General features: G+C 69.5%; 18 protein-coding genes. 8 read left to right on the top strand and 10 right to left on the bottom strand.

Annotated elements, in window-relative coordinates:
• Window positions 1-47: 47 nt before the first annotated feature.
• Window positions 48-1,019 (top strand): cation diffusion facilitator family transporter, encoded by a 972-nt coding sequence (locus ABTZ43_RS04325; RefSeq protein ID WP_056412538.1) that lies wholly within the window; start codon window positions 48-50, stop codon window positions 1,017-1,019.
• A gap of 121 nt (window positions 1,020-1,140) precedes the next feature.
• Here ABTZ43_RS04325 and tadA read toward each other — a convergent pair whose 3' ends face one another.
• Window positions 1,141-1,596 (bottom strand): tRNA adenosine(34) deaminase TadA, encoded by a 456-nt coding sequence (tadA, locus tag ABTZ43_RS04320; RefSeq protein WP_056412541.1) that lies wholly within the window; start codon window positions 1,594-1,596, stop codon window positions 1,141-1,143.
• 81 nt (window positions 1,597-1,677) lie between these two features.
• Between tadA and upp the strand changes: the two genes are divergently transcribed.
• Complete coding sequence (upp, locus tag ABTZ43_RS04315) at window positions 1,678-2,310, top strand: uracil phosphoribosyltransferase (protein ID WP_045254751.1); 633 nt, start codon at window positions 1,678-1,680, stop codon at window positions 2,308-2,310.
• On the opposite strand, the gene ABTZ43_RS04310 is transcribed toward upp, so the two are convergent.
• Complete coding sequence (locus tag ABTZ43_RS04310; RefSeq protein WP_056412544.1) at window positions 2,295-3,263, bottom strand: LysR family transcriptional regulator; 969 nt, start codon at window positions 3,261-3,263, stop codon at window positions 2,295-2,297. The genes upp and ABTZ43_RS04310 overlap by 16 nt on opposite strands.
• A 122-nt stretch (window positions 3,264-3,385) precedes the next feature.
• On the opposite strand from ABTZ43_RS04310, the gene ABTZ43_RS04305 reads away from it, so the two are divergent.
• Both ABTZ43_RS04305 and ABTZ43_RS04300 read left to right on the top strand, forming a co-directional pair.
• On the top strand, window positions 3,386-4,375 hold the full coding sequence (locus ABTZ43_RS04305; RefSeq protein WP_350537933.1) for a putative oxygenase MesX: 990 nt from the start codon (window positions 3,386-3,388) through the stop codon (window positions 4,373-4,375).
• 20 nt (window positions 4,376-4,395) lie between these two features.
• The gene (locus tag ABTZ43_RS04300; protein ID WP_314095582.1) at window positions 4,396-5,451 is read left to right on the top strand and encodes a methionine synthase; all 1,056 of its coding nucleotides are present in this window, start codon (window positions 4,396-4,398) and stop codon (window positions 5,449-5,451) included.
• Window positions 5,452-5,521: 70 nt separating this feature from the next.
• Here the strand turns inward: ABTZ43_RS04300 and ABTZ43_RS04295 are convergent, their stop codons facing one another.
• From ABTZ43_RS04295 to nadE, 3 genes are all read right to left on the bottom strand, one after another.
• On the bottom strand, window positions 5,522-6,316 hold the full coding sequence (locus ABTZ43_RS04295) for a hypothetical protein (RefSeq protein ID WP_350537932.1): 795 nt from the start codon (window positions 6,314-6,316) through the stop codon (window positions 5,522-5,524).
• A 32-nt stretch (window positions 6,317-6,348) separates the two neighbouring features.
• Window positions 6,349-9,819, bottom strand: a complete 3,471-nt coding sequence (locus tag ABTZ43_RS04290) for a TM0106 family RecB-like putative nuclease (protein ID WP_350537931.1) — start codon at window positions 9,817-9,819, stop codon at window positions 6,349-6,351.
• Between the two features lie 71 nt (window positions 9,820-9,890).
• Window positions 9,891-10,709 (bottom strand): NAD(+) synthase, encoded by an 819-nt coding sequence (nadE, locus tag ABTZ43_RS04285; RefSeq protein ID WP_056412554.1) that lies wholly within the window; start codon window positions 10,707-10,709, stop codon window positions 9,891-9,893.
• A gap of 111 nt (window positions 10,710-10,820) precedes the next feature.
• Between nadE and ABTZ43_RS04280 the strand changes: the two genes are divergently transcribed.
• Window positions 10,821-11,378, top strand: coding sequence for a phosphorylase family protein (locus ABTZ43_RS04280; protein ID WP_253385547.1), 558 nt, complete (start codon window positions 10,821-10,823; stop codon window positions 11,376-11,378).
• Window positions 11,379-11,421: 43 nt separating this feature from the next.
• Here the strand turns inward: ABTZ43_RS04280 and ABTZ43_RS04275 are convergent, their stop codons facing one another.
• The 5 genes from ABTZ43_RS04275 to ABTZ43_RS04255 form a co-directional block, all read right to left on the bottom strand.
• Entirely contained in the window at window positions 11,422-14,508 is a 3,087-nt protein-coding gene (locus ABTZ43_RS04275) for an AAA family ATPase (protein ID WP_350537930.1), read from the bottom strand.
• Between the two features lie 54 nt (window positions 14,509-14,562).
• Complete coding sequence (locus ABTZ43_RS04270) at window positions 14,563-15,717, bottom strand: exonuclease SbcCD subunit D (protein WP_350537929.1); 1,155 nt, start codon at window positions 15,715-15,717, stop codon at window positions 14,563-14,565.
• A gap of 109 nt (window positions 15,718-15,826) precedes the next feature.
• Complete coding sequence (locus ABTZ43_RS04265) at window positions 15,827-17,272, bottom strand: MFS transporter (RefSeq protein ID WP_056418835.1); 1,446 nt, start codon at window positions 17,270-17,272, stop codon at window positions 15,827-15,829.
• 329 nt (window positions 17,273-17,601) lie between these two features.
• On the bottom strand, window positions 17,602-18,069 hold the full coding sequence (locus ABTZ43_RS04260; protein WP_149423747.1) for a DIP1984 family protein: 468 nt from the start codon (window positions 18,067-18,069) through the stop codon (window positions 17,602-17,604).
• Between the two features lie 65 nt (window positions 18,070-18,134).
• A complete protein-coding gene (locus ABTZ43_RS04255; protein WP_082539412.1) occupies window positions 18,135-18,413 on the bottom strand; it encodes a GNAT family N-acetyltransferase in 279 nt (92 codons plus the stop codon).
• A gap of 356 nt (window positions 18,414-18,769) precedes the next feature.
• Between ABTZ43_RS04255 and ABTZ43_RS04250 the strand changes: the two genes are divergently transcribed.
• Genes ABTZ43_RS04250 through ABTZ43_RS04240 form a run of 3 tightly spaced genes read left to right on the top strand, consistent with a single transcriptional unit; the run spans window position 18,770 to window position 20,714 of the window.
• Window positions 18,770-19,471: a winged helix-turn-helix domain-containing protein gene (locus ABTZ43_RS04250; protein ID WP_056412574.1), complete on the top strand. Its 702-nt coding sequence runs from the start codon at window positions 18,770-18,772 to the stop codon at window positions 19,469-19,471.
• Between the two features lie 35 nt (window positions 19,472-19,506).
• Entirely contained in the window at window positions 19,507-20,466 is a 960-nt protein-coding gene (locus ABTZ43_RS04245) for a DNA-3-methyladenine glycosylase family protein (RefSeq protein WP_350537928.1), read from the top strand.
• Between the two features lie 50 nt (window positions 20,467-20,516).
• Window positions 20,517-20,714: a hypothetical protein gene (locus tag ABTZ43_RS04240; RefSeq protein ID WP_253385541.1), complete on the top strand. Its 198-nt coding sequence runs from the start codon at window positions 20,517-20,519 to the stop codon at window positions 20,712-20,714.

Genomic DNA, 20,714 nt, shown 5'->3' with positions numbered 1-20,714 from the left:
GGCGGGCTCTTCCGGCGTCCGCGGACCAGCGGATCTAGACTCGTCGCATGAGTGCATCGGGTGGCGGCAAGGCGATCATCGCGGCGTTCCTGGCGAATCTGGGCATCGCTCTGGCGAAGTTCCTCGCCTGGGCGCTCTCCGGCTCGGCATCGATGCTCGCCGAGGCGATCCATTCGGTCGCCGACTCCGGCAATCAGCTGCTGCTCATGCTCGGCGGCCGCAAGGCCCGACGCGAGGCCGACAGAGCGCACCCCTTCGGCTACGGACGCGAGCGCTACGTCTACGCGTTCGTGGTGTCCATCATCCTGTTCTCGGTCGGTGGCCTGTTCGCCATCTACGAGGCCATCGACAAGCTCACCCACCCGCACGAGCTCGACAAGACCTGGTGGTGGCTGCCGATCGTCGTGCTCGTGGTCGCGATCGGACTGGAGTCGTTCTCGCTGCGCACCGCGGTCAAGGAGAGCAACCTCGTGCGCGACCGCGACCAGTCGTGGGTGTCGTTCGTCCGGCGCGCGAAGGCGCCGGAGCTGCCGGTCGTGCTGCTGGAAGACGTCGGGGCGCTGACCGGACTCAGCTTCGCCCTGCTCGGCGTCGGCCTCACGATCATCACCGGCAACCCCGTGTTCGATGCCCTCGGGACGCTGATGATCGGCATCCTGCTGGTGCTCATCGCGATCGTGCTCGGAGTCGAGACCAAGAGCCTGCTCGTGGGCGAGGGCGCGACCCCCGCCGACCACGACCGCATCGTCGACGCCATCAACGCCGGCGACGAGATCGAGAAGATCATCCACATGAAGACCCTCTACCTGGGTCCGGATGAGCTCATGGTGGCGGCGAAGATCGCTCTCAACGCCGACAAGCCGCTGCGCGAGGCCGCCGACGACATCGACGCGATCGAAGCCCGCATCCGCGAGGCCGTGCCGATCGCCAGGGTGATCTACATCGAGCCGGACGTCTACCGCCCCGCGATCGATCCCGAGCCGTCGACCGACGTGTTCGTGCTCAAGTCCTCCGACTGAGTCCGGCGCCTGTGCTCCCGTGCGCCTGTGCGCCTGTGCGCCTGTGCGCCTGTGCGCCTGTGCGCCTGTGCGCCTGTGCGCCTGTGCGCCTGTGCGCCTGTGCAGGGTCGGCGCCCGGCGGTCAGCGCCGTTGCTCGAAGAAGTCGCGCAGCAGCGCCGTGGCGGCCGCCGCCTCGACCCCGCCGATCACCTCGGCGCGGTGCGGCAGGCGCCGATCGCGCAGCACGTCGTACATCGACCCCGCGGCTCCGGCCTTCTCGTCCCAGGCGCCGAAGACGACGCGCGCGATGCGCGACTGCAGGATCGCACCGGCACACATGACACAGGGCTCCAGGGTCACGACGAGTGTGTGGCCTTCGAGGTTCCAGGTGCCCGCGGATGCCGCAGCCGCGCGCAGCGCCTCGACCTCGGCGTGCCCGGTCGGATCGTGGGTCGCCTCGCGGGTGTTCCGCCCCTCCGCGACGATCCGCCCCGAGGGATCGAGCACGACGGCGCCGACCGGGATCTCCGCGGCGTCCGCCGCGTCCGCGGCGAGCGCGAGGGCACGGCCCATCGCGGTGAGGTCGGCGGCGGTCATGCGTCGAGCCTACGACAGCGAGCGGCGGCGGCCACGGCATCCGATGTCGTGCGCGGGCGTCCGGCGCATTAGCCTGTATCCATGCGTGTCCACGTCGCCGACCACCCTCTCGTCACCCACAAGCTCTCGGTCCTGCGCGACCATCGCACACCGTCTCCCGTCTTCCGGCAGCTGACGGAGGAGCTCGTGACCCTTCTGGCGTACGAGGCGACGCGAAACGTCAAGGTCAGCCCCATCGAGATCACCACACCGGTGACGACGACGATGGGCGTGAAGATCTCGGAGCCGCGTCCGATCGTGGTCCCCATCCTGCGTGCGGGACTCGGGATGCTCGAGGGGCTCGTCAAGCTGCTGCCGACCGCCGAGGTCGGCTTCCTCGGCATGGTCCGCGACGAGGAGACCTTCGAGCCGACCACCTACGCCGAGCGTCTGCCCGACGACCTCAGCGACCGCCAGTGCTTCGCCATCGACCCGATGCTCGCCACCGGCGGCTCGCTCGCGGCGGCGATCCAGTTCCTGTTCGACCGCGGCGCCAAGGACGTCACCGCGATCTGCCTGCTCGGCACCCCTGAGGGCGTGGCGGCGATCGAGGCGCTCGTCGGCGACCGCGACGTCACTCTGGTGCTCGGCGCTCTCGACGAGCGACTCAACGAGAAGGGGTACATCGTGCCCGGACTCGGCGATGCCGGAGACCGCCTCTACGGCACGGTCTGAGTTCCCGCAGGCTGGTCGAGCAGCGCGACGCCGAAGCCCGCGACGACGTCACGCACCTCGGCGAGGTAGCGCTGCGCCTGCTCGGTGAGGGGGATGGCCGTGCGCCCGACCCACCCGATCTCGATCCGCTCGTCGACATCGAGCGGCACGGCGACGATCTCGGGGTCGAGGTCGTCGCTGATGATGCCGGTGGAGATCGTGTAGCCGTCGAGGCCGATCATCAGGTTGAAGATCGTCGCACGATCGGACACCCGGATCTCCTGCGCGCTCGAGAGGGTCGAGAGGATCTCCTCGGCGAAGTAGAAGGAGTTGTTCGCGCCCTGGTCGAAGGTGAGTCGCGGCAGTCCGACGAGATCGTCGAGGGTCGCGCGCTCCCTCGCGGCGAGCGCGTTGCGGCGCGAGACGAAGATGTGCGGCTCCGCGAGGAAGAGCGGATGGAACGCCAGGCCCGAGTCGCGCAGCAGCTTGTCGATGACGTTGCGATTGAAGTCGTTGCGGAACAGGATGCCGAGTTCGCTGCGTAGAGTCCGCACGTCCTCGATGATGTCCCACGTGCGGGTCTCCCGGAGCGAGAACTCGTACTCCGCCGCATTCGTGCTCTTCACCATCCGCACGAAGGCGTCGACCGCGAAGGAGTAGTGCTGGGTCGACACCCCGAGGAGTCGCCGCGACGGCGGCCGGCCCAGGTATCGCTGCTCGAGCAGTTCCGCCTGCTCGACGACCTGACGGGCGTAACCGAGGAACTCCACGCCGTCGCCGGTGAGCGTCACTCCGCGCGCCGAGCGCGACAGAAGCGCCCGGCCCACCCGGGTCTCGAGATCCTTCATCGCCGCCGACATGGTGGGCTGGGCGACATAGAGCAGATCGGCCGCGGCCGTGATCGATCCCTCCGCAGCGACCTCGATGAAATACTGGAGCTGCTGCAGCGTGATGCCGCTCGGTCGCCTTGGCATAGCCCAATCCTATAGGAACGCATAGTGGAGCCGAATTACCCGATGACCGCGCTCCCGCTGCACGATGAGAGCACAGCTCCTGAGAGGCCGACCCCGGCCTCACCCCTTCGGATTGGCTTCTCATGGCGAACGACATCACGTTCAGCATCACCACCACGCGTTTCGACGAGGACTATGCACCGTCGGATGCGTCCCGGATCACGACGAACTTCGCCAACCTGGCGCGCGGCGAGCGCCGCCAGGAGAACCTCCGCAACGCGCTCGCGATGATCGACCGTCGATTCAACGACCTCGCGCACGAGGACAACCCCGACGGGGACCGGTATACGGTCGAGCTCGACATCATCTCGGTGCAGCTGCGCTTCTCCGACGGCGCGGACGAGGAGTTCCCCGTCCTCGAGGTGCTCGACGTGCACATCCTCGACCGACTCACGGGCGAGCGCCACCAGGGCATCGTGGGGAACAACTTCTCCTCCTACCTCCGCGACTACGACTTCAGCATCGTCCTGCCCGCCGCCAACGCGGGCGGAGGGGGCTTCACGACGCCCGATGACTTCGGCGCGCTGCACGGCAAGCTGTTCCAGCACTTCGTCGAGTCCGACGCGTATCGGGAGCGGTTCCCGCAGTCGCCGGTCATCTGCATCAGCGTGTCGACGAGCCGGACGTACCGACGCACCGGCGAGGAGCATCCCGTGCTCGGCGCCAAGTACGTGCAGGATTCGTTCTCGCTCACCGACGAGTACTTCGGCAAGATGGGTCTGCAGGTGCGGTACTTCATGCCGCGCGGCAGCGTCGCCCCCCTCGCCTTCTACTTCCGGGGCGACCTGCTGAGCGACTACTCCGATCTGCAGCTCATCGGCACGATCAGCACCATGGAGACCTTCCAGAAGATCTACCGCCCCGAGATCTATCACGCCGACGCACCCGCCGCGGAGGTCTATCGTCCGAGCCTCGAGCACGAGGACTTCCAGCGCACGGACATCACCTACGACCGCGAGGAGCGGAGCCGACTGGCGGTGACGCAGGGACGCTACGCCGACGAGCACTTCGTCACCCCGCACCGTCGGGTGCTGGACGAGTGGGCCGCCTCCTACCCCGCTCTGGTCCGATGAGCGGCGCGGGATCGACGGCCGTGAACACGCTGCTGCCCACCTCGATCGTCGGAAGTCTGCCCAAGCCGGCGTGGCTGGCGAAGCCCGAGGTGCTCTGGTCGCCGTGGGAGCTGCAGGGTGACGCGCTCGTGGAGGGCCGGCAGGATGCATTGCGCGCGGCGGTGCACGAGCAGCAACGACGCGGCATCGACATCGTCAGCGACGGTGAGCAGACCCGGCAGCACTTCGTGACCACCTTCATCGAGCACCTCGACGGGGTCGACTTCGAGAAGCGCGAGACGGTCCGCATCCGCGACCGGTACGACGCGAGCGTGCCGACCGTGGTGGGCGCGGTGAGCCGACGCCAGCCGGTGTTCGTCGCGGACGCGGCCTTTCTGCGCCAGCAGACCGATCGGCCGATCAAGTGGGCGCTCCCCGGCCCGATGACGATGATCGACACCCTCTCCGACCACCACTATCGCAGCCGCGAGAAGCTGGCGTGGGAGTTCGCCACGATTCTCAACCAGGAGGCCAGGGAGCTGGAGGCCGCGGGCGTGGACATCATCCAGTTCGACGAGCCCGCCTTCAACGTCTTCTTCGATGAGACCAAGGACTGGGGCATCGCCGCACTCGAGCGCGCTGCCGAGGGACTGCGTGCGGAGACGGCGGTGCACATCTGCTACGGATACGGGATCAAGGCGAACAACGACTGGAAGGCGACGCTGGGTGCGGAGTGGCGACAGTACGAGGAGTCGTTCCCCCTTCTGCAGCAGTCCTCCATCGACATCGTCTCTCTGGAGAGTCACAACTCCCACGTGCCGATCGATGTCATCGAGCTCATCCGCGGCAAGAAGGTCATGCTCGGAGCCATCGATGTCGCGCGCGAGCAGATCGAGACTCCGGAAGAGGTGGCCGGCACCCTCCGGCGCGCCCTCGAGTTCGTCGATGCCGACCTGCTCATCCCCAGCTCCAACTGCGGCATGGCCCCCCTTCCGCGGGGCGTCGCGTTCGACAAGCTCAGCGCATTGTCGGCGGGGGCTCGGATCGTCCGACAGGAGCTCGGCGTCGGCGTCGGCGCAGAGGTGGGCGTGGGCTGACACCGGGTCTCGACACGGTGACGGCCGGCGATGTCGGTGCGGCGCATGTTTCGACGAGGACCGGCTCTGATCACACCGTCAGGCGGTATCCGCGCTCCTCGCCGAGACGGAGGAAACCCGAACGAGCGAGTATCGGAGCCGATGTCGCGGTGCGTCCCTTGACGAGCGCCGTCTTCGCCCCGAAAGACGCGCTCACCCGCAGCCGTTCGGCGAGCACCGCACGATAGGCGCCCCTGCCTCGGGCCCGCTCGATCGTGGCGGCGCCCCACAGACGAGCGAACCCCTCGACGATCGTGCACCCGCCGGTGCTGACGGCCTCCCCGTCGAGGCGCGCGAGCACGCGGACGTGCGTTCCCGCCTCGAACGTCGAGGTGACCTCCTCGAACTCGACCCTCAGACCCTCGTCGTCGAGTGGCTGCTGCTGCCACACCGGCACATTGATCGCATCGACCTCGCGGACCTGATCGAGCGTCCGCACGACCTCGGCGGTGACGCCGTCGGGCACGTCCACCGTTGCTCCCTCGACCGGACAGGCGAACACCGCCACCGTGTCGATGTGTTCGGCACCGCGTCGGCGCAGCTCGGGCTCGAGGTCGGGCTGATCCGACGCGTTCGTCCAGAAGACGAGCTCGCTCTCGCCCCATGCCCGGGTACGGGCGAGGGCATGATCGAGGACGTCCGCGGCATCGGCCTCCGACTCGACCTGAGATCCGCGCACGCCACCGCCGAACCGCTCGGGGTGGCGCACCAGCTGCAGGCCCGTCTTCTCCTGCTCGCTGCCGCGCGGGAACCACACCCACTGCGCCGATGCGCGCAGGATCTCTTCGGTCGTGTGCAGGAGCTGCGCCCCGTGACCACCTGTCATGTCGTGAACACCTGTCATGTCGTGACCGCCTGTCAGCTCGCGGCACCGACGAGGCGGGCGAACGCGCTCATCCGCGCGACTCCCTCGGGAGTGCGCGGAAGGTCGTCGAGGAGCGCCGGAGAGTGGATGAGGTAGGCCGCGACCTGTGCTCGCGAGATCGCGACGTTGAGCCGGTTCTGCAGCAGCAGGAACTCCGGCCCGCGGGGAGCGTCCCGTCCGCTGGACGCCGCGAGCGTCGTGATCGAGACCACTGCCTCCTTGCCCTGGAAGTTGTCGACGGTTCCGACCGGCACGTCCGGGAACCCGGCCTCGGCGAGTGCGTCGTGCACCAGCTGACGCTGTGCGTTGTACGGCGCCACCACGATGATGTCGTTCTGGGCGAGCGGACGCACCGTCGCCGTCGCGTCGTTGTCGGTGAAGGCACGGCCCACCAGGTCGGAGACGAGCGCGACGACCTGGGCCGCCTCTTCGGGCGACTCGGTGGCGTTGCCCCGATGCCGCAGAGGGACGACATGCAGACCGGGATCGACGCCCTCGAGTTCCCGCCGCTCGGTGCCGGGAGCGGATGCGAGCTGCCCGGCGTAGGCGAGCGTGGACACCGGCTCGGCGAGGAGAGGATGCATCCGCCAGGAGCGCGCCAGGAAGTAGCCCTGCTCGGGCCGGACGACCGCATCGCCGTCCATGACCCAGCCGAGGGCCGAGGTGTCGACCGGCTCAGGGTGCGCACCCTGGCTGACCTGGGGAAGCTGCTGCGGGTCACCGAGCAGCAGCAGGCGTTGCGCGCTCGCGGCGACGGCGATCGTCGAGGCGAGCGAGAACTGGCCGGCCTCGTCGACCACCAGCAGGTCGAGTCCTCCTCGATCGACGCGAGCGGTGTTACTGAAGTCCCAGGCCGTCCCCCCGACGACGACGCCGTGGTGCGCATGCTCGCCGAGGAAAGCCGCCATCCCGCTCTTGGGGATCGCGGTGTACGACGGGTCGATCGACGGATCCTTCGGGGCCTTGCCCACCTGCGCCGCGGGAACGCCGTCTGCCACCACGCGGTCGAGCAGGTTCTCGATGATCGCGTGCGACTGCGCGACCACGCCGATCCGGAAACCGTGGTCGGAGACCAGACGGGCGATCACCTGCGAGCCGGTGTAGGTCTTACCGGTCCCGGGTGGCCCCTGCACGGCGATGTAGCTGCGGTCGAGGTCGAGGATGCCGCGAACGATCGCATCGATCGTGTCGCCGTCGCCCGTCGGCAGCGGCGCACCCGAGATCGTGCGAGGAGGAACACGACGCAGGATGTCGGTCGCCGCATCGCGCGGGAATGCCGGCGCCTCGGCGTGCACGGCGTCGGCCCACTCGTCGATCGCCCCCTGCAGCGACACGACCCGGGGCGGGGCGGCCGGGGTGAGGGCGAGCGGCACCTCGCTCCAGGTCTGTCCCTGGATGGCCGTCTCGGTGATCAGGAAGCCGTCGTCGAGCACTTCGGCGACGGTGACCGTGTGCGGCACATGGACCGCGCGCGAGGGCACCTCCGTGTCGAAGGGAGCCGGCACCGCGTAGAGGGCGAAAGGCTGAGCACCGGCACCCACCGTCGTGCCGGGCGACACCTCTCCCCTGATCTCGACATCGCGCGACATCACCCGTCGACCCTCGGGCACGCTCCAGTCGCGCACCACGCGCGACGCACCCCTGTCGATGCGCACCACGTCGCGCGTGCCGTCCCACATCGTGACCGGCTCGCGCAGCCTCTGGAAATGCGACACCCAGAAGCTCTTCGCCTCACGGGGGAAGTAGTCGATCGCCGCGGCGGCGATCCGGTGCACGAGTCCGTCGCCGCCGTCGTCGATGGCGCGCTCGGCGTCGGCGAGCAGAGCGACCGAGCGCGGAGACGGCTCGTAGATGATCTCGTCGGCCTCGTCGGGCGGGGCGGGGTTCACGCCCTCCTTCTTGGCGATCTCGATCAGCCAGTTGCGCAGACGCCTCGTCGACACGCAGTCGTACCGGTTGTAGTCGGCCAGGTCGGCGAACACCGCATCCGCCTCCGCACGCTGCCCGGCGGCGGCGAGCTCACGGGCGGCGACGTACTGCACGATCGAGTCGTCGCCCTTCTGGACATCGCTGGTGCGGACGTCCGCACCCATGTACAGGGGCTCGAGCTTCTTTATCGAGTACGACCTCGACCCCACCCGCACGGTGCGCAGCACCAGCGGGTAGAGGTCGACGAACACTCCCTCGCGCAGCAGCCGATCGATCTCCGCCTCGCGCACACCGTGACGCGCCGCCATCGCCACCAGGTGCGAGGTCTCATAGGGCGCGTAGTGGTAGATGTGCATGCCCGGATGGGCGGTGCGGCGGACCTTCACGAAATCCAGGAATCTCTCGAACGCCTCCCGCTCGGCGGCGAAGTCGTGCGCCCAGAGCGCGGTGTACTGATCCGCGTTGTCGACCCATCCGAACAGATAGTCGATGCCCCAGTGACTCTGCCCGTCGGGCGCGGGCTCCGTGTAGAGCGGGTCGCCCTCGAAGTCGAAGAAGATGTCGCCATGACTCGGCACGGGCAGTGTGTGGATCGCCGCGGCGTAGTGCACGTCGTAGGTCGGCACGCCCTCGGCATCCGCCCGGATCTGCAGCCGCGCCTGCGCCCGCAGCGTCTCGAACGTGTCGGCGTTCATGCCGTCGGGCGGCGCAGCGGCCTCCGCCAGCGCGTCGATCGTCTCGATCCCGCCGGCACGCAGACGCGCACGCTGCACTGGGCGCATACGCGCGACCATCAGCAGATCGCGGTGCGCGATCACCTGCTCCTCGCAGGTGGCGCACCGGCCGCAGGCCACCACCTCGAGGTCGCCGCGATCATCGCCCCACGCCAGGGCGGCCTCGGGAGACGGATCGTCGATCCGCCTGTCCGCGATCAGCGCTCGGAGGCGGGCACGGCGCACCTGGAACAGCGGGAGCAGATCGTCGACGGCATGCGTGCTGAGGGAGCCGTCGCCGAGGATGAGGTCGACGGAGTCGGATCGCGGAACGCCGAGCCGGTCGAGCTGGTCGACATATGCCGCCAGCTGCATGAGGGCCGTGACCCGTGCGGTGCGGGCGAGCTTGGAATCCTGCACGCGCCAGCGGCCGTCGTCGTCACGCTTCAGGAAATCGGCGAACCCGACGAATTCGGGAGTCGCGAACGCCGCCTGGAAGACGACCGCCGCGTCGGAGGCGAGCGCCTCGACCGTCTCGTCGACGGCGGCCGCGAGCGCCTCGGCATCGACCGACGACACCTTCTCGATGCGGTGGACCCGATCATCGCCGAGGTCGTCGATGTACCGGGACAGGACGTTCTGCTCGTGCACGTCTCCGAGCTCGGCGGCCCGGGCGAGCGTGGCGTTCTCAGGCTCGACGACAGCGGGGACCCGCCCCAGCTTGGCGTCGATCGCCCGACACCAGGCGAACTCGCATTCCGCAGCCGCCTTGAGGTCGCTCGCGCTCCAGATGACGCGCTGCGCCTGAGTGTCGATCCGCACGATTCTCCCGTTCCCTCGGATGCTTCGACACTAGCCGCGGCATCCGACACGGGATCACGACCGAGCCGGCGTCAGCGCCACCAGGTGTCGTCGGGGGTGACCGGGAGGCTCCGCTTGTGCTGGGTGGCGAGGTAGCGCGACTCGATCCGCCCTGCGACGTCGGGGTCCACCTGCCGCCCTTCGAGGAAATCGTCGATCTGCTCGTAGGTGAGCCCCAGCTCGTCCTCGTCGGCGCGGCCGGGCTGACCGTCCAGGAGGTCGGCGGTCGGCACCTTGAAGGCGAGGCGATCGGGGGCCCCGAGACGCAGCAGCAGCGAGCGCCCCTGGCGCTTGCTCAGGCCGGAGAGGGGCAGGATGTCGGCGGCACCGTCTCCGAACTTCGTGTAGAAGCCGGTGACCGCCTCGGCGGCATGATCCGTGCCGATCACCAGGAGCCCGTCATGACCGGCGAGCGCATACTGCGTCACCATGCGCACCCGGGCCTTGATGTTGCCGCGGTTGAAGTCGCTGATGTCACTGGTGACGGCGAACTCGATGTCCTCCTCGACGCCGTCGACGCCGTTCTGGATGTTCACCTCGACAGACGCGTCAGGGGCGATGAACTCGAGCGCGGCCTCGGCGTCGTCGGCATCCTTCTGCACCCGGTACGGCAGCCGTACGGCCAGGAACTTCGCCTCGCCTCCCTCGGCTCGCACGCGTTCGACCGCCATCTGGGCGAGCCGGCCGGCGAGGGTGGAGTCCTGGCCGCCGGAGATACCGAGGACGAACCCCTTCGCACCGGTCGCGCCGAGGTAGTCGACGAGGAACTGCACACGGCGCTCCACCTCGACCTCGGGGTCGATCTCGGCCACGACACCGAGTGCTTCAGAGATCTGCTTCTGCAGGGACACGTGTTCCTCCGGTCTACTCGACGTCAGTATCCTCCTCCAGTGTTACATCGGGATGAACCGAGCGCACGCGCACGGCTTCGCGCCCCGCGATCCACCTGGCAGGATGGCGGGGTGAAACTTCTCGTCGCAGCCATGGCCTCCGAACTCGCAGCCTTCCCGGAGGACCTCGAGGGATTCGACCGGCTCGTGACGGGAGAAGGCAAGATGCAGGCCGTCTACGCGCTCACACGCGCGCTCGACGCCGCCGAGTACTCCGAGGTGGTGGTGGTCGGCACCGCGGGCGGCATCGACCCCGACCTCGAGGCCACCGTGCACGAGATCGGCAGCGCTCTGCAGCACGATGTGTTCGACCTCGACGGCGTCGCCGGCCAGCACGTATCGCTCCCCGCCCGGGTGTCGACCGGCCGGGAGGGCGTGCTGATCGCCACCGGTGACAGCTTCGTCGGCGATGCCGGGATCACCGCCGTCATCCGCCCGTCCGGTGCGGGGCTGGTCGATATGGAGACCTACGCCTACATCTGGGTCGCTCAGCAGTTCGGCGTGCCGATCCGGGCTTTCCGTGCGATCTCCGATCGCGCGGAGGACGGCGCTCTCGTCGACTTCCGCGAGGCCATCGCGCGGTGCAGCGTGCAGCTGCGCGAGGTGATCCGTCGCGAGTACGGCGTCTGACGACATGCACTGAGCGCACGCGCCCGTGACCGTGGCGTGCGCATCAGCGCGACTCGATGACGCTGGGCCCCTCCGAGGTGGCGCGCACGCGGAGTTGCGCCGGGATCTGCTCCTGCATCGCCTCGACATGGCTGATGACCCCGACCGTGCGTCCGCCCTGGCGGAGCTCGTCGAGGGTGCGCATGGCGACCTCGAGGGTGTCGCCGTCGAGCGAGCCGAACCCCTCGTCGATGAAGAGGGTGTCGAGACGGATGCCGCCCGCCCGCGCCGTGACGACCTCGGCGAGGCCGAGAGCGAGAGCCAGGGAGCTCAGGAAGGTCTCGCCTCCGGAGAGCGATTGCGCGGGCCTCGTCTGCCCGGTGAAGGCGTCGAAGACGACGATCCCGAGACCTGAAGCCGCCCCGCGCGCTGCGAGAGCGTCGGAGTGGCGGAGCTGATAGCGCCCGGTCGACATGTCGCCGAGGCGACGATTGGCCGCGGCGACGATCTCTTCGAGCTCTGCGGCGAGGACGAAGGTCTCGAGCGTCATCTTGCGCGTGTTCGCCCCGCGCCCCGCGATGGTGTCGGCGAGATCGCGGAGGACCTCGTATTCCGCGGCATCGTCGGCCGTGCGTGCGTGCTCCGAGGCGGCCGCGTCGATCGCTGCCCCGAGCTGCTCGGCCATCGCGGTCGCGCGGCTGGCCTCGTCGACGGCCGTCGTCCATCGTCGCCGTGCCGCCTGCGACTCCTGCTCGGCGGACTGAAGGTCGATCGGCTCCTCCGGCAGCGTGCGCAGCTCGAGGTCGAAGAGGATCTCCCGCTCCTTCTCCCGGCGCACGGAGTGGGCGGTGACCCGAGCCTCCAGCGCCTGCTGATCCGACGCCGAGCGCAGCGCTCGCTCGACCGACGCCACGTCGTCGAACACGGAGTCCTCGATCGCCGCATCCCGCTCGGCGGCCGCGGTCGATGCTGTCTCGTCGCGGCGCGTGCGTTCGGCCGCGGCCTCGATCAGGGCATGCGCCGCCGCCACCTCGGCGATCGTCGCGGCCAGGCGCTCGGCCACCGACGCGAAGCCCCCGCGGGCCTCCGCGATCGCCGCCCGCGTCTCCTCGACCCGCTGGGTCAGCAGGGCGTGCGTCTCGCGCGCAGAGGCGAGAGACGCCTCGTCGGCCTCGCGTTCCTCATCGAGGCGACGGATCCGCTCGGTCAGTGCGTCACGGTGCTCCTCCAGCTGGCGCATGCGCTCCGCCGCCGACCGGCTCTGGGCGAGGGCGTGCGCCGCCTGTGCCTGCTCGGAGGCGGCGGTGTCGACATCACGACCGTCGGCCTTCGTGAGAGCCGCCGCATGCGCGAGACGGAGAGACGCCACGACATCGCTCGCGGTGCGTTCCCGCTCGGCCAGGCGGTCGCGTTCGGCCTCGGCCCGATCGATGTCCTCGGCGGAGACGGGGTCGGCGTGCTCGGCCGGTGCCGGGTGCTCGAGCGAACCGCAGACAGGGCATGCCTCGCCCTCGTGCAGCGCGGTCGCCAGCTCGCCGGCGAACCCGTCGAGACGGCGCTTCCGCAGCTGCGCGAGCGTCGACTGCGCGGTGGCCAGCACGGCGCTGGCGTCGGCGAGGGCGCGATCGGCGACGACGAGCTCGGCGTCGAGACGCACCACATCGAGTGCCGCCGCATGACGGTCCGCCGCCGCACGCTCCGCGGATGCGAGGTCGTCGGCACGGTCGGCGAGGCGCCTGGCCTCATCACGTTGGATCGTGAGTTCCTCGAGTCGGGCGGGCACGGCCCGCCGCTCCTCCTCGCTCTCCTCCCTGCGGGCGAGGAGGGCGTCGAGCTCCTCCCTCGCCGCCACGATTTCGGCATCGAGCTCCGGTGCCGAGAGCTCCCACTGCGATGCGCGCTCCCAGGACCCGGTCTGCCTGGTGCGCTCCTCCGCCCACTCCGCGAGGTCCGGCGCATCGGTGCCGTACGCCTCCCAGGCCGCGTGCGCGCGCGATTCCGCATCTCGGGCGAGTGCCGACGCCGCCACCGCCGTCGCCGCCGCGTTGATCGGCGCACGCAGGATCTCGGCGGCTCTCGCGTTCTCCCACTCGGAGCGCGCCTGGGCGATCTGGGGCTCTTCGGCGTCGAGGCGCGCGAGCGCCGCCCGTGCCCGATCGCGCTCGACCTGTGCGCGCTGGTCGTCGCGGAGAGCCGAGAGCGCGGCATCGGCAGCGCTCGACAGCCTCTCGGCCTCGGCATGCTCAGCCACGCGGCGTTCGGCGCGGTAGTCGGCTCTGGCCTTCGCCTGACGCAGTCGAGCCAGGCGCTCCTGTGTGGTTCCCGCCACCGCGACGGACTCGGCGGGATCTCCCGCACCGTCGACGATCTCGCCGACGCGCTCACCGCTGAGCTCACCGCCGAGTTCACCGCCGAGTTCATCGGCGGGTTCACTGCCGAGTTCAGCGGCGGGTTCACTGCCGATTGCACCGCCGAGTTCAGCGGCGGCCACGATCCGTTCGCCCTCGTCGAGACGTGCGGCCACCGTCGCCAGGCGGGAACCGAGCGCGCGTTCCGCCTCTCTGCGCCTCTCGTCGAACCGCGCCTGCACGTCTTCGAAGCGTTCGGTGCCGAACAGCCGTCGAAGCAGTGCCTGGCGATCCTTGCTGCCGGCGAGCAGGAATTCCGAGAACCGGTTCTGGGCGAGCAGGATCACCTGCAGGAACTGTTCCCGGCTCAACTGAAGAATCTCATCGAGCTCGTACGCGGCCTCGCGCTCTTTGGCCGCGAGGCCGATCCATTCCCCGCCGACGAGCACGTCGAGCTGCACGGCTGCGGGCTGGACGGTGAGCCCGCCCCCGCGCTTCTTGGGCCGCTCGTACTCCGGAGACCTGGTGACCCGGTAGCGGCCGGCCGAGGTGCTGAACTCGACGACGACCTGAGTCACGTCATCGGGTTCGCAGTGGTCGCTCCTGAGCCTCTTTTCACCGCCTTCGTACCGAGGGACGCCGCCGTAGAGCGCGAAGCACACGGCATCGAGGATGCTGGACTTGCCGGCTCCGGTACGTCCGGCGATCAGGAAGATGCCGTCGTCGGCGAAGACGTCGAAATCAACCAACTGACGCGCACGGAAGGGGCCGAATCCCTCGACCTCGAGACGGTGCAGCTGCATCAGAGGGTCCTCGTCGCCGTCCGGAGGTCGTCTTGGTGGGAGTTCATCGCCGGATCAGATCAGCGCGTCGGCACGGACGCGGTCGTCGAGCACCTCTCGGATCAGCTCGCCCTCGCGCTCGGTCGGGCCGTGTCCGGAGCGGACGTGCTCGAGGAAGGCCTCGATGCGCTCGGGGTCGGTGACCGCACCGCGCAGACGGTCGGCGTACGAACGCTCGATCACCCGATCGGTCTCGGCAGGCTGGTGCATCACCATGGCGCAGTGCGGGTAGCGCTCGCGCAGACGCCGCATGGGCTCGGTCTGGGCGAGGGAGTCGGTGTAGACGGCGCAGACCCAGTCGTCGGCGTGCGCTGCCACGTTCTCGGCGGAGAGGATCTCGTCGAGCGCGCCGGTGAGCGTCACGAGTCGGCGGGGCACCGGCAGATCGAGCCACGTGACCGAAGCCAGACCTGCCGCGTCGAGATCGACCATCCACGACCCGCGCGGCTTGCTCTGCTCGCCGAAGCTGTAATGCAGGGGCGCACCCGAATAGCGCACGCGCTCGCTGATCTGCTGGCGTCCGTGGATGTGGCCGAGCGCCACATAGTCGGGGCCGTCGAACACCGAGAGCGGCACGACGTCGAGACCGCCCTGCCTCACCTCGCGCTCGAGGCCGATCGTGGCGTCGACGCCGGCGGAGAAGCAGTGGGCGATCGCGACCGACCGACCGGGGTGCTCGGCCATGCCCGCGCGGACCAGATCCATCGCGTGGGCGAGGGTCTGCGCCTGCGTGCGCAGCTCGACCCCGTTCCAGTGCTGACGGACGATCGCGGGTTCGAGGTACGGGATGCCGTAGAACTGCACCGGACCGTCCGCATCCGTCAGCGTCACCGGGGTGCCGATGGCGCGGGGATCGGTCAGCACGTGGATTCCGTCGCGCAGCAGGCGTGCCTGGAATCCGAGGCGAGCGGCGGAGTCGTGGTTGCCGCTCGTGACGATCACCCGTGCGCCCGTCTCGTGCAGCGCGACCAGAGTGTCACCGAGCAGTGTGTACGCGGCGCCCGCCGGGGTCGCGGAGTCGAAGACGTCGCCAGCCACGATCACCACGTCGACCGCGTTCTCCCGCACCTGCTCGGTGAGCGCCTCGAGCACCTCGGCCAGCGCGTCCATGGTCGAGTTGCCATGGAAGGTGCGGCCGATGTGCCAGTCGGAGGTGTGCAGGATTCGCATACTCACACGCTACGAAGTGCCACCGACATTCGGTCCGAGGCGTGCCGCAGCGCCCGTTCCTGACCGTCGATCTCTTCGGATCCGGTCGGGAACGGGCGCCACGAGCGCGTCAGCGGGCGCCGACGGACGTTCCCGGACGCACCGGTGTCGGCACGTCCTTCGTGGTGCGGATCATCAGGGCGGCGATCACCGCGGCGGCGACCATGAAGATCGACGCGACGATGAAGATCCAGCCGTACGCGTCGGTCAGCTGCCGGGCGGACAGGTCCGCCTGCGCGTGCCCGCCGACGGATGCCGCGTACACCGCGGTGAACACCGACAGGCCGATCGACCCGCCGATCTGCATCGCGGAGTTGGTGACGGCCGATGCCACGCCCGCATCGTGCGGCGCGACTCCCGTCAGCGCGACGTTCTGCAGCGGGATGAACACGAACCCCATGCCGATGCCGAGGAGCACGAGCGCCGGGGCGATCTGCACGAGGTAGGCGCCGTCCGGGGTGATTCCCGAGAGCAGGAACAGACCGGCCGCCGCGATCAGCGGTCCCACGATCAGCATCGGACGCGGGCCGATCACGGCGAGGAGCTTCGTGGCGATGGGGGCGATGATCATCGTGGCGATCGGCAGCGGAAGCGTCGCGGCCCCTGCGGGCAGCGCGCCCATGCCGAGCACGAACTGGAGGTGGAAGGTCAGGTAGAGCGTCGACCCGATCATGATCGCTCCGGCGACCCCCTGGATCAGGAACGCACCGCCGCGCACGCGATCCGCCACCACGCGCAGCGGAAGCAGCGGCTGCGCGACCCGACTCTCGACCCACACGAACACGCCGAGCAGCACGACGCCGAGAGCGAGGAACGCGATCGTCAGAGGATCACCCCAGCCGTTCTCCGCGAGGCTGAATCCGTAGACGAGGGCTCCGAGGCCCAGGGTCACGGTGATCGCGCCCCAGACGTCGTAGCGGTTGTCTCCCTCGGCGCGGCTCTCGGTGAGGAAGAGCGCACCGCCGACGAGACCGACCGCGACGAAGAAGAGGTTGACCAGCAGGCACCAGCGCCAGTCGGTGAACTCGGTGAGGAATCCGCCGAGCAGCAGTCCGATGGCTGCACCGGTTCCCGCGACCGTTCCGAAGACCGCGAACGCGGTGTTGCGCTCCCGCCCGGACGGGAAGGTGACGGTCAGCAGAGCGAGCGCCGCCGGGGCCAGGAGAGCCGCGAAGACGCCCTGCAGACCACGCGCGAGGATGAGCTCCCATCCCTGCTGCGCGAGCCCGCCGAAGAGGGATGCCGCGCCGAACCCGACCATGCCGATCATGAACGTGCGCTTGCGGCCGAGGTAGTCGGCGATGCGACCGCCGAGCAGCAGCAGCGCGCCGAACGCGAGGGCGTAGGCGGTGACGACCCACTGCCGCTGGCCGTCGCTGAGGCCGAGAGCGGCCTGGGCGCGCGGGAGGGCGATGCTGACGATGGTGCCGTCGAGCACGACGATCAGCTGGGTGAGGGAGATGACGGCGAGCGCCCACCATCTGGTCTGGGGGCGGGCGCGCAAGGACGATGACATGGAAGAACCTCCGGTGTCGGGGACGATGCCGGAGGTTTCGAGCCTCGGACCAGCACGCTGCGAGCGCCTGACCACCTCAGCCGACGGGGCTGAGCAGAAGATCCATGATACCCGAGGTGAGACTCGGCGACTGCGAGCGGAAGGTCCCCTGACCCACCCTCGTCACGATGATCGGCACGTGGTGATGCGACATGCGCGATGCGCGGTCACATGTGCGGGGTGCGGGGCTGCGCGATGCGAATCAGGGCTGCCCTCCGCCCGACATGTGCCGGAATTGCCCCTCCGGCTGGGGGTGTGCCCGCCTCGTCGTGACTACCGACTTCCGCTCGCTACTCCTTCAGCTCATGCAGCCAGTTCGCCTGCTGGATCCGATTGTCGAGTTCTCGCAGCTCCTGCGCGACGGCGTCCGCGCGCGAGCGCAGCTCGGCGACGGGGAGCGCGGAGATCTGCCGCAGCTCCGAGCGCATCTGCCGGAGGAACTGGTCGTTCGCCCCGGATGCCGCAGCGGCGGCGTCGGCCAGCAGCGAGTGCCGCAGTCGGAGCACGTCGCGCGCGGCGAGCGCATCCGTCATCGTCCCGTCCGCACCGAGGTCGAGCGCCGCGTTGGTCGCGTTGATCCGGCGGATCAGATCCCGCAGCTGCACGAGGGCGGCATCGGCCTCGGCGAGGAGGGCCACCGCGTCCTCCGCCGGCTCCTCGCCCTCCTGATACCTGGCGTTCGCGGTGATGCGGGCACGCAGCTGCTCGATACGACGCTGCAGATCGGCACGGGCGGCGAGGGCCTCGGCGAGTTTCATGCCTTCATCCTGTCAGGGCGCCGTCGTGTAACACAGCGTCACACGGCGAGCGTCGCACGAACGCCTCAGCGCACCCGCAGGAGCGAGGCGTGCTCGGGGTGCGCCTCGAACCAGTCCGAGACGTACCAGCACACGGCATCGACCTTGCGGTCCCCGCGCTGCTCGATGTCGGCGACCGCACCCTCGACGACGACCGCTGCGTAGCCGTGTCCGCGGAAAGTCGGGATCGTGAAGGCCCGTGTCAGCGCGATCGTGTGTCCGTCGTCGCGATAGTCGAGGACGCTGACGAGCTGGCCGTCTCGCGTCAACGAGTATCGCGAGGCGTCTTTCTCGTCGGTGAGCATGAAGCCGGCTGCGAGGCTGGAGGAGGTCACACTCCCACGTTAAGCCCGCCGCCCGCACCGACGGCCGTTTTGACACGCGCGGACTTCTTCGGTCATAATCCCCCCATGACTACCAACGCAAGCCCTTCGTCCGCCCAGGAGGCGAACAGGACTGCCGGGATGATGATGCCCGGTCGCGTTGGCATGTGTTGCCGAATGTGTCGCTGAACGAACAGCCACTCCGTCTGACCTGACTCCTCGCGATCTGCGAGGACTGGTCTCCGAGCACCCACCCTTGCTCGCTTCCCGGCTCGCCCGGTCATTCATGCAACGCATCAGAGCCTCTCTCCGGCTCACGTCCTGAGGACTTCATCATCATGTCGAACATCGCACTTCTCGAGCGTCCCGTCGCCACCTCCGCACGCCCCGCCCCGCAGGCTCCTGTCGCCGCACCGCTCGACGCGGATCTTCCCGCCGTCCGATCGCCCCGCGGCTTCGCCCTCTACGTCGGTCTCGACGAGATCAAGGCGGCCGAAGCAGGCGTCAGCCTTCCGCTCCTCGTCGATGCCCTGCGCCGCACCCTCGCCGAACTGGCGCCGGGGGCCGAGACGCACGCCACCGTCGCCCTCGCCCCACACGGATCGGGGGGCCGCGACCTCGACGTCGTCCGTCTGGCGCTGCACGAGCCCGGCGCGATCGCACGCACGAAGGCGGCGGCCGAAGAGGACATCACCGACGAGGAGGGCGGTGTCGTGGTTGACATCTCCCGCAAGCGCGTGCTGATCGACGGCGAGTCCGCCGCGTTCACCTACAAGGAGTTCGAGCTGCTGCAGTACCTCGTGCTCCGAGAGGGACGCACGATCGAGCGCAGCGAGCTCGTCTCCGCCCTGTGGCAGGCGCAGGACGACGAGACCCCGGGGGAGCGCACGATCGACGTGCACGTGCGGCGACTGCGCGCCAAGCTCGGCCGCTACGAGGACATCGTCCGCACCGTGCGCGGCATCGGCTACCGCTTCGACCGTCACGCCGACGTCGTCATCCGCTACGGCCACGGAACGCCCTCGCCCGACCGCTTCTGATCCGAGTGTCAGTCCCGCCACGTATGGTGGGCGGCATGACCCTGACCGCGGATGCCGGAGCTGCCGACGCAGCCTCTCGGGAGCATCCGCGAGAGAGCGTCTACCGACCTTCCGCGCCGCTCGATCTGCGCGCGACGGTGGGGATGCTGCGACGCGGCCCTGGCGACCCGACGATGGTGCACGACGGCCCCGTCATCTGGCGCGCGGTGCGCACCCCGTCCGGCCCCGCGACCGTCGCGCTCCGAGCACAGGGCGGCGAGATCAGGGCGAGCGCATGGGGCCGCGGCGCGGATCACGCTCTCGATGCGGTGCCGCGGCTGTGCGGGGCCGACGATGATCCGTCGGGCTTCGATCCGTCGCATCATCCGTTCATCGCCGAGGTCGCCCGCCGCTCCCCCGGCATCCGTCTGTCTCGCACTGACGTCGTCTTCGACGCTCTCGCGTGCGCCATCCTCGAGCAGAAGGTCACCGGGCTCGAGGCGTTCCGCGCCTGGCGCCTGATCGTCACGAAGTACGGCGAGCGTGCACCGGGCCCGACCCCGCGACCGATGTTCGCCGCTCCGACGGCGGAGCAGTGGCGGCGCATCCCCTCGTGGGAGTGGCATCGGGTGGGCGTGCAGCCGCCGCAGTCGAAGACGATCGTCCGGGTCGCCGAACGGGCCGAGAGCATCTCCCGCGCCCTGCGGGGCGCGCAGGACGGCGCCGACCGTGACCGCATTCTCACCAGCCTGCCCGGCGTCGGGGTGTGGACCTCCGCCGAGACCCGCCTCCGAGCGCTCGGCGACCCCGATGCGGTGAGCGTCGGCGACTACCACCTGGCGCATGAGGTCGGGTACGCACTCACCGGGCACCGGACCGACGACGACGGGATGCTCGAGCTCCTCGCGCCGTGGTCCGGTCACCGGCAGCGGGTGATCCGGCTGATCTTCGCGAGCGGCGTCAGCGAGCCGCGCCGTGGCCCGCGGCTCTCGCCCGAGGACCACCGCTCTCGCTGACCGCGCCGCGACCGATCCGCTCGTGGCTCGATCACCTCTAGGCTGAGGCCATGTCCCGCAACGTCCTCCGCTTCTCCGTCACCGCAGGACTCCTGATCCTCGGGATCGTGATCGGTCTGATCTTCCAGAACGTCTGGCTCGGCATCCTGCTCGCGGCGATCGTCTGGCTCGGCTGGTTCATCGGCTACGAGTCCCGCCGCGGACGCAACGCCGGGGTCAACGACGAGGATCACGGCATCGAGCTCTGA

This window comes from Microbacterium sp. NPDC097977, from assembly GCF_040302605.1.
Classification (GTDB): Bacteria; Actinomycetota; Actinomycetes; order Actinomycetales; family Microbacteriaceae; genus Microbacterium.
This window is presented reverse-complemented; position numbering and strand designations above follow the sequence as displayed.

Coding starts and splice junctions, on each gene's coding strand:
- ABTZ43_RS04325 (WP_056412538.1), top strand. CDS start 48: ATGAGTGCATCGGGTGGCGGCAAGGCGATCATCGCGGCGTTCCTGGCG.
- ABTZ43_RS04305 (WP_350537933.1), top strand. CDS start 3,386: ATGGCGAACGACATCACGTTCAGCATCACCACCACGCGTTTCGACGAG.
- ABTZ43_RS04295 (WP_350537932.1), bottom strand. CDS start 6,316: ATGACAGGTGGTCACGGGGCGCAGCTCCTGCACACGACCGAAGAGATC.
- ABTZ43_RS04255 (WP_082539412.1), bottom strand. CDS start 18,413: ATGCTCACCGACGAGAAAGACGCCTCGCGATACTCGTTGACGCGAGAC.
- ABTZ43_RS04265 (WP_056418835.1), bottom strand. CDS start 17,272: ATGTCATCGTCCTTGCGCGCCCGCCCCCAGACCAGATGGTGGGCGCTC.
- upp (WP_045254751.1), top strand. CDS start 1,678: ATGCGTGTCCACGTCGCCGACCACCCTCTCGTCACCCACAAGCTCTCG.
- ABTZ43_RS04240 (WP_253385541.1), top strand. CDS start 20,517: ATGTCCCGCAACGTCCTCCGCTTCTCCGTCACCGCAGGACTCCTGATC.
- ABTZ43_RS04270 (WP_350537929.1), bottom strand. CDS start 15,717: ATGCGAATCCTGCACACCTCCGACTGGCACATCGGCCGCACCTTCCAT.
- ABTZ43_RS04310 (WP_056412544.1), bottom strand. CDS start 3,263: ATGCCAAGGCGACCGAGCGGCATCACGCTGCAGCAGCTCCAGTATTTC.
- ABTZ43_RS04275 (WP_350537930.1), bottom strand. CDS start 14,508: ATGCAGCTGCACCGTCTCGAGGTCGAGGGATTCGGCCCCTTCCGTGCG.
- ABTZ43_RS04245 (WP_350537928.1), top strand. CDS start 19,507: ATGACCCTGACCGCGGATGCCGGAGCTGCCGACGCAGCCTCTCGGGAG.
- ABTZ43_RS04260 (WP_149423747.1), bottom strand. CDS start 18,069: ATGAAACTCGCCGAGGCCCTCGCCGCCCGTGCCGATCTGCAGCGTCGT.
- tadA (WP_056412541.1), bottom strand. CDS start 1,596: ATGACCGCCGCCGACCTCACCGCGATGGGCCGTGCCCTCGCGCTCGCC.
- ABTZ43_RS04250 (WP_056412574.1), top strand. CDS start 18,770: ATGTCGAACATCGCACTTCTCGAGCGTCCCGTCGCCACCTCCGCACGC.